The 7,363-nt window shown below is 67.7% G+C and carries 7 protein-coding genes; 2 read left to right on the top strand and 5 right to left on the bottom strand.

Annotation, left to right across the window (positions count from 1 at the left end):
* Positions 1-98 precede the first annotated feature (98 nt).
* A complete protein-coding gene (locus tag ACFV15_RS30545; RefSeq protein WP_378354548.1) occupies positions 99-1,649 on the bottom strand; it encodes a S8 family serine peptidase in 1,551 nt (516 codons plus the stop codon).
* Positions 1,650-2,006: 357 nt separating this feature from the next.
* Between ACFV15_RS30545 and ACFV15_RS30540 the strand changes: the two genes are divergently transcribed.
* Positions 2,007-2,510, top strand: a complete 504-nt coding sequence (locus ACFV15_RS30540; RefSeq protein WP_378354547.1) for a GNAT family N-acetyltransferase — start codon at positions 2,007-2,009, stop codon at positions 2,508-2,510.
* Here the strand turns inward: ACFV15_RS30540 and ACFV15_RS30535 are convergent.
* From ACFV15_RS30535 to ACFV15_RS30520, 4 genes are read right to left on the bottom strand one after another with little or no spacing between them, the layout of a single operon-like run.
* Positions 2,507-3,385, bottom strand: a complete 879-nt coding sequence (locus tag ACFV15_RS30535) for an ABC transporter substrate-binding protein (protein WP_378354546.1) — start codon at positions 3,383-3,385, stop codon at positions 2,507-2,509. The genes ACFV15_RS30540 and ACFV15_RS30535 overlap by 4 nt on opposite strands.
* Positions 3,382-4,065: an ABC transporter permease gene (locus tag ACFV15_RS30530; protein ID WP_378354544.1), complete on the bottom strand. Its 684-nt coding sequence runs from the start codon at positions 4,063-4,065 to the stop codon at positions 3,382-3,384. Before ACFV15_RS30530 ends, ACFV15_RS30535 begins: the two co-directional genes overlap by 4 nt.
* On the bottom strand, positions 4,062-4,736 hold the full coding sequence (locus ACFV15_RS30525) for an ABC transporter permease (RefSeq protein WP_378354542.1): 675 nt from the start codon (positions 4,734-4,736) through the stop codon (positions 4,062-4,064). The genes ACFV15_RS30530 and ACFV15_RS30525 overlap by 4 nt, the downstream gene beginning before the upstream one ends.
* Positions 4,736-5,827 carry an ABC transporter ATP-binding protein gene (locus ACFV15_RS30520; protein WP_378354540.1) on the bottom strand — a complete coding sequence of 364 codons (1,092 nt, stop codon included), beginning with the start codon at positions 5,825-5,827 and terminating at the stop codon, positions 4,736-4,738. Before ACFV15_RS30520 ends, ACFV15_RS30525 begins: the two co-directional genes overlap by 1 nt.
* A 135-nt stretch (positions 5,828-5,962) precedes the next feature.
* On the opposite strand from ACFV15_RS30520, the gene ACFV15_RS30515 reads away from it, so the two are divergent.
* Positions 5,963-7,360, top strand: coding sequence for a bis-aminopropyl spermidine synthase family protein (locus tag ACFV15_RS30515; RefSeq protein ID WP_378354538.1), 1,398 nt, complete (start codon positions 5,963-5,965; stop codon positions 7,358-7,360).
* The last annotated feature ends 3 nt before the right edge of the window (positions 7,361-7,363 follow it).

Raw genomic sequence — 7,363 nt, 5'->3', positions numbered from 1 at the left:
CTCGTCCAGCTCCAGGCGGGCGACGTCGTCGTGCTCTTTGGGGCCTTGGGGGTTGCTCTGGCCGTCGCCGCCGAGCCCCCCCCTCCCCACACGAGGCCTTAAACGGTGATCGACCAGGTGTCGATACGTCCGGTGTCGACCCGGTAGACGTCCTGGACCTTCAACGTCCACACCCCGTTGGCGGCCTTCGCGGAGGCGTTCACGTTGTACGAGGCGTTGAGGTTGTCGCTCGAGTCGTTGCTCGAGTTCTTCAGGCGGTAGGTCGTGCCGTCCGGCGCGACCAGGTCGATGACCAGGTCACCGATGTAGGTGTGCGGGATGGTCACGTCGACCTTGGTGGTCGCCGAGGCGTTGCGCGCACAGCCGGAGACGGTGATCGCGCTGGTCACGGCCGCGCCCGCGTCCGGGATGGCGACGTCGGTGCCGTTGGTGACCTTGGCGCACGGGGTCGGCTCGGGGTCGGGGCCGCCACCACCGGTGCCGGTGAAGAGCAGCACGTTCGGCGAGCCGGTACCGGGGTTGGTGACCTTGTTCGGGGTGCCGTTGGAGACCAGCGCGTCACGCACCGCCTGCGGCGTCGCGGTCGGGTGGTCGGCGAGGTAGAGCGCCGCCGCGCCGACGACGTGCGGGGTCGCCATCGAGGTGCCGCTGATGGTGTTGGTGCCGTTGTTCAACCACGCCGAGGTGATGCCGCTGCCTGGCGCGAAGATGTCGAGGCAGGTGCCGATGTTCGAGTAACTCGCGCGTGCGTCGGTGTTCGTGGTCGCGCCGACGGTGATCGCCTCCGGCGTGCGGGCCGGTGAGGTGTTGCACGCGTTGGCGCCGTTGTCGTTACCGGCCGCGAGGCCGTAGACGACACCCGAGGCGATCGAACGCTGCACCGCGGCGTCCACAGTGGCCGATGCGCCGCCACCGAGGCTCATGTTGGCGACCGCGGGCTTGACCGCGTTGGCGGTCACCCAGTCGATGCCGGCGATGACCTGTTCGTAGGTGCCCGAACCGGAGCAGTTCAGCACCCGGACGCCGACGAGCTTGACACCCTTGGCGAGGCCGTAGGTGGTGCCGCCGACGGTGCCGGACACGTGCGTGCCGTGGCCCTGGCAGTCGGTCGCGTCGTTGTCGTTGTCGATGAAGTCGTGCCCGGACACCGCGCGGCCGCCGAAGTCGGGGTGGCCCAGCGTGATGCCGGTATCGATGATGTACGCGGTCACATTGGACGCTGTCGTCGAGTAGCTGTACTTCTGGTTCAGCGGGAGATCACGCTGGTCGACGCGGTCCTGGCCCCAGGACGGCGGGTTCAGCTGGTCCGTGCTGATGTGCACGGTCCGGTTCTGCTCGACCGAGGCCACGGCCGGGTCCGCGGCGATGCGCTTCGCCTGCTTTTCGCTCATCTGACCGGCGAACCCGTGAATGGCCGAGTTGTAGGTGCGGCTCACCGTGCCGCCGTGGCGCGCGGTCACCTCCTGGGCCGTGCCGCTCTTGAGTGTCACGATGTAGCTGCCCGCGACGGCATCCGCCGCGCCGGCGTTGAGAATCGCGCCTTCGGCCGCCACAGCGGGCGAAGCCAGGCTCAGCGACGTCAGCGCCGCGACTGCGGTGGCCACACCGAAACCGGCGAGGGATCTCTTGTTTCCCAGGGATTTGCGCAAGATTCAATCCTCCTAGGCAGGGTCGACCGGTGACCGGTCGCTAGGGGTTGGCACGTTCACCTCGAACGTTGCGCTGAGAGTAGGGCCGAGTTTCCGGCGAAGGAAGATCTTGTCTTTACGGCGTTCACACAGTAGGGATTGCCATTTCCCAACAGGCCAGGTCCGTTCAGTCCCGTCCATAAGTCGACCGTTGCGCCGGACGGCCGATCCGGAACCGGGGTATTCGCACGTATGGTGACCGGTTTGACCTGGCAGTACCGGATTGCCGCCGCTCAAGAACACCCGAACGGACCGCTACTAAAGTAGGGCTGGAAAAACGATTTCCGCGAACTGTTCACCGTGCGGAATGATTGCATGATGTTCATCCGCCGCGAAACGACCGCCGACGCCTCGGCGATACACGCTGTCCACAGTGCCGCGTTCAACGGGACGGTCGAGCCGAACCTCGTCGACGAACTGCGCGCCGAAGGCGATCTGCTGAACGTGCTTTCACTCGTCGCCGTGATCGACGGCGAGATCGCGGGCCACGTCGGCGGTAGCACGGCGACTCTCAACGGGGACAAGGGAATCGCGGTCGCGCTCGGCCCGCTCGGGGTGCTGCCCGCGTACCAGCGAGCCGGCGTCGGCTCGGCGCTGGTGCACGCGTTCAACGCCGCCGCCGACGCACTGGGTTACGGCGTCGCCGTGCTGCTCGGCGACCCGAAGTACTACTCGCGCTTCGGCTACGTGCTCGGTTCAGCCCACGGAATCGTCCCACCACAGGCCGAATGGGCACAGCACTTCCAAGTGCGCACGCTGGCCGGGTACAAATCGGACATGCGTGGGGACTTCCGCTACGCGCCCGCGTTCGAGCGAATTTAGGTCTTCAAGCCGCTCTCACGCAGGAACTCGTCGGCGATGTCGATCGCGTTCCGCTTCTCTTCGGTGTACTGGACGTTGAGCTTGACGAGTTTCTCGGTCGTCAGCGCGGCCGACGCCCGGTTCAGCGCCTGCACCTCGCCAGGCGACAAAGTGCCTTTCGCGATCAGCGGAACGATGTTCTGCGCCGGGAACATGTTCTTGTCATCTTGCAGTGCGACGAACCCGTTGGCCTCGATCGTCGCCGAGGTGCTGAACAGGTCGACCACCTGCACGTCACCGGACTTCAGCGCGGCCACGGTGACCGGGCCGCCGGTGTCGGTCGTGCGGATCTCCTTGAACTCGCAGCCGTAGAGCGTCTTGATCTTTTCCTTCCAGCGCGTGCTCCACTGGCCAGGCCCGCCGAACACGAGATCCTTACAGCGCGGGCCGAGCTCCGAGAACGTCTTGATCCCGAGTTCGGGGCGCACGACGAGCAGGTCCTTGTCCTCGGCAGGCGCCTGCTCCAGCACCTCGAACCGGGCCGGGATCTTCTGCTTCAGCTCGGCGTACACCGCCTGCGGTGTGGTCGCCTGGGTGTTCTTGTCGAAGTACCGCAACAGGTTCCCGCTGTAGTCGGGGACCACCGAGAGCGATTTGTCCTGCAGTGCCTTGACGACGACCTCGCGGCTGCCGACCGGTGGCCGGACCTTCACGTTCTCGGCACCGGCGTTGCGCAGCGCGCCCGCGTAGATTTGGGCCAGCAGAAGGCTTTCGCCGACATCGGAGGCGCCGATGATGATGTCACCGGTCGTGCCGCCCTCGGCGCCGCCCTCGAACGGGTTGCCACAGGACGTCGCCAGCAGAGCCACGGCTGCGATCAGCACGCGCGCTTTCATACGGTCACCTTCTTGCCGGTCGCGGCGATGGCCGCGAGCCGGACTCCCTTGGGCACCAGTGCGCGTTGCACCGCCGACAGCACGAGGTCGAGCGCGACCGCGAGCAGGGTGGTCAAGACCGCGCCGCCGATCACCTGGGGGTAGTCGAACACGGCCAGCCCGTCGAGCAGGAACCGGCCGAGCCCGCCGAGCCCGACGTACGAGGCGACGGCCGCGGTCGCGACCAGTTGCAGCACGGCGTTGCGGATTCCGCCCAGCACCAACGGAAGCGAGATCGGGACCTCGACCTGCCACAGCCGCTGCCAGCCGGTCATGCCGACGCCCTGCGCCGCGTCGACCACGCCCTTGTCGGTCGCCTGCAGGCCCGCGTAGGTGCCCGCGAGGATCGGCGGGATCGCGAGCACGACGAGACCGATGATCGTCGCCGTCTCGCTTTCGGTGAACAGCAAGAAAAGAAACGTCACGAGGCCGAGCGTCGGCAGTGCGCGGATGGCGTTGCCGGCACTGACCAGCACGACACCGCCACGTCCGGTGTGCCCGACGTACAGACCCAGCGGCACCGCGACGATCAGCGCGATCGCCAGCGAGAGCCCGACGTAGCCGAGGTGCCGCCCGAGCCGCACCGGGATGCCTTCGGGGCCTTGCCAATGCGCGGAATCGGTGAACCAGTCCCAGATCATTCGGCCGCCACCTTCTTCGCGCGGTCCCAGGGCGCCAGCAGGTTGCGCAGCGCCACCAGCAGCAGGTCGACGATCAACGCCAGCAGCATGGTCAGCACGATGCCGACCACGATCGGCGAGAAGTACTCACGCTGGAACCCGTCGGTGAACAGCACACCGAGCCCGCCGGTGCCGATCAGCGCGCCAACGCTCACCAGGCTGATGTTGCTCACGCTCGCCACTCGCACGCCGGCTGCGAGCACCGGCACGGAAAGCGGCAGCTCGACGCCGAAGAACCGGCGCACCGGTTTGTAGCCGACCGCGGTCGCCGCGGCGATGATGTGCTGCGGCACCGCGCCGAGCGCGTCGAGCACCGGGTGCACGAGCAGCGCCGCGGTGTAGATCGTCAGCGCGACGATCACGTTGACGCTGTCGAGGATCTTCGAGCCGATGAGACCGGGGATCACCACGAACAACGCGAGCGAGGGGATCGTGTACAGCAGGTTCGACGCGACGAGCACGACACTGCGCGCGGCCTTGAACCGCAGGCCGAGCCAGCCCGCGGCGATCGCGATCACCAGCCCCAGCACCAAAGGCAGCAGCGCGAGGTAGATGTGCTCCAGCAGATCGCCCAGAATCTCCGCGCGGTTGCTGGCGCTGCCGAGGTACCGCCCCAGCTCGTCGAAGAACATCAGGAATCCACGCTCTGCGGGGTTCCTTCGATCACGTCCAATACTTGTCTCGCGGTGACGACACCGATCACCTTGTGGTCGTCGTCGACCACCACACCGAGACTCGCCGGTGACGAGAGCGCGGCGTCGAGCGCGCCGCGAATCGGCGTCCCCTGAACGTAAAGCGAGCCGCCCGCGACGAGGTCGGACTCGGCGAGTTCACCGTCCACAGTGGAATTCGGGGGCAGCCAGCCACGCGGCTGGCCATCCGTGTTGACCGCGATCCGCCAGCCGTCGGAACTGGCCACAGTGGACCCGATCTCGATCTTGGCCACGTCCTTGACCACCACGCCGTTGGCGGAGAGGAAGGACAGCCCCCGGTAGCCGCGGTCCTTGCCGACGAAGGACGCCACGAAGTCGTCGACCGGGTGCCGCAGCACGTCCGACGGCGTGCCGTACTGCGCGAGCTTGCCGCCGACCCGCATCACCGCGACCTTGTCGCCGAGCCGCACGGCCTCGTCGATGTCGTGCGTGACGAACACGATCGTCTTGCCGAGCTGGGTCTGCAGCCGCAGCAGCTCGTCCTGCAGTTCCTCGCGCACGATCGGGTCGACCGCGGAGAACGGCTCGTCCATCAGCAGCACGGGCGAATCGGCCGCGAGCGCACGCGCGACGCCGACGCGCTGCTGCTGGCCGCCGGAAAGCTGCGCGGGGTAACGCTTGCCCATCGACGCGGGCAGCCCGACGGTCTCCAGCAACTCGGCGGCGCGCTTACGGGCCTTGGCCTTGTCCCAGCCGGTCAGCAGCGGCACGGTGGCGACGTTGTCGAGCACGGTGCGGTGCGGGAACAGGCCGGCGTGCTGGATGACGTACCCGATGCCGCGGCGCAGCAGCGCCGGATCGGACTCCGTCACGTCCTTGCCGTCGAGCAGCACCTTGCCGCCGGTCGGCTCGACCATCCGGTTGATCATGCGCAGCGAAGTGGTCTTCCCACAGCCCGAAGGCCCGACGAACACGGTGATCGTGCCGTCCTCGACGGTGAGACTGAGGTCGTCGACGGCGACCGTCCCATCGGGATACCTCTTGGTCACGCCCTGGAACTCGATAGCCACGCGTCACTCCCCATGTAGGTGGCGAAAACCGTAGCGGAGATCCCGCGGGTCGGCACGGTGTTCCAAGTTCTAGGCCCTCCCGTCACCCACCACCACCCTCAACGGAGGCGCTGCGCGCCGCTGTAGTTTCATAGCGTGCCTTCACTAGAGGAACTTCTGGTTACCCACGGCAAGCCGCTTCACCAGGCGATTGTCTTGCTGCGAGAAGGTTGGCAGGAATTCGACGACTTGATCAGGCTCACGGCGGCGCCACGCCGGAGCATCGAAGAACTCCAGGCCGCGCTGGGCGACGACCTCGAGCGCGACGGCAGGCGCTCACGCATCAAGCCCGGCGCCGGCTACACCGGATACGGACTGCCGGAGTTCACCGAGCCGGGTGGCGACGCGCTGGTCAAGCTCGAAGCACTCATCAAGGACGTCCCGCCGCCGCTCGCGGCGCTCGACCACGTCCAGGCGACCCCGGAAACCGTGCTGAAGCGTGCACTGTGGCTGCGCTCGCGCTACGACCTCGGCAAGGCCAAGCTGCTCTGCCTCGGCGACCACGACCTGACCTCACTGGCCGTGCACCTGACAGACCCCGGCGCGGATATCACCGTCGTCGACCTCGACGAGCGCGTGCTCGAATACATCGACACGGCCAGCGACGGCCGCGTGCGCACCCTCCACGCGGACCTGCGTTTCGGCCTGCCGCCCGCGGTGAGCGGCTCGATGGACCTCGTCTTCAGCGACCCGCCGTACACCCCGGAGGGCATGGGCCTGTTCGCCGCACGCGGCGTCCAGGCGCTGCGCGAGCCGAGCGACGGCCGCCTGCTGCTGGCGTACGGCTACAGCCCGCGCCACCCCGCGCTGGGCGCGCAGGTGCAGCGTGAGCTGGCGATCCTCGGCCTGACCTTCGAAGCGATCCTGCCGGATTTCAACCGCTACTTCGGCGCTCAAGCGATCGGCAGCGCGGCGGACCTGTACGTCTGCCAGCCGACCGCGAAGGCCAAAAAGGCACGCGCGGGCAAGGGAAAAGCGGCGATCTACACGCACGGCCCGCAGTCCGTCGAAGCGGGCACGACCAAGCCCGCGCTGCTGGACCGGCTACTGGAGATCGCGGGCGAAGGCGGGCTCTCGATCGAGTCACGCCGGGTCGACTGGTCGGTCTCCGGCCCCGAAGGCGACGGCGTCGCCATGGATCTCTCCGCCGACCCGGGCCCGTGGCTGCTGCGCACGCTGCTCGGCACGAACGCTCAACGGCTCGCGCTGCTGCTCCCGAATTCGCACCCTGACCTGGGCGATGCCGCGTCCCAGGCCGCGCTGACGTCGCTCATCGCCGGGAAATACACGCTGCGACTGCTGCGCAGCACTCCCGACAACAAGCACGCCGTGGTCGTCGCGGACGCCGTGTCCGGCCAGAACGAGCTGCTCAGCCGCGCGCACGCGCGCCTCGCGAACGTGCCCCAGGAAATCCCGGCCGACCTGCACGCCTACCGCCTCATCGACCTGCCGCGCCACCGCGTAAAAGGGCTCGTGAGTGGTATTGCCGGTTAGAAC

Source organism: Amycolatopsis sp. NPDC059657 (assembly GCF_042734395.1).
Lineage (GTDB): Bacteria > Actinomycetota > Actinomycetes > Mycobacteriales > Pseudonocardiaceae > Amycolatopsis.
This window is presented reverse-complemented; position numbering and strand designations above follow the sequence as displayed.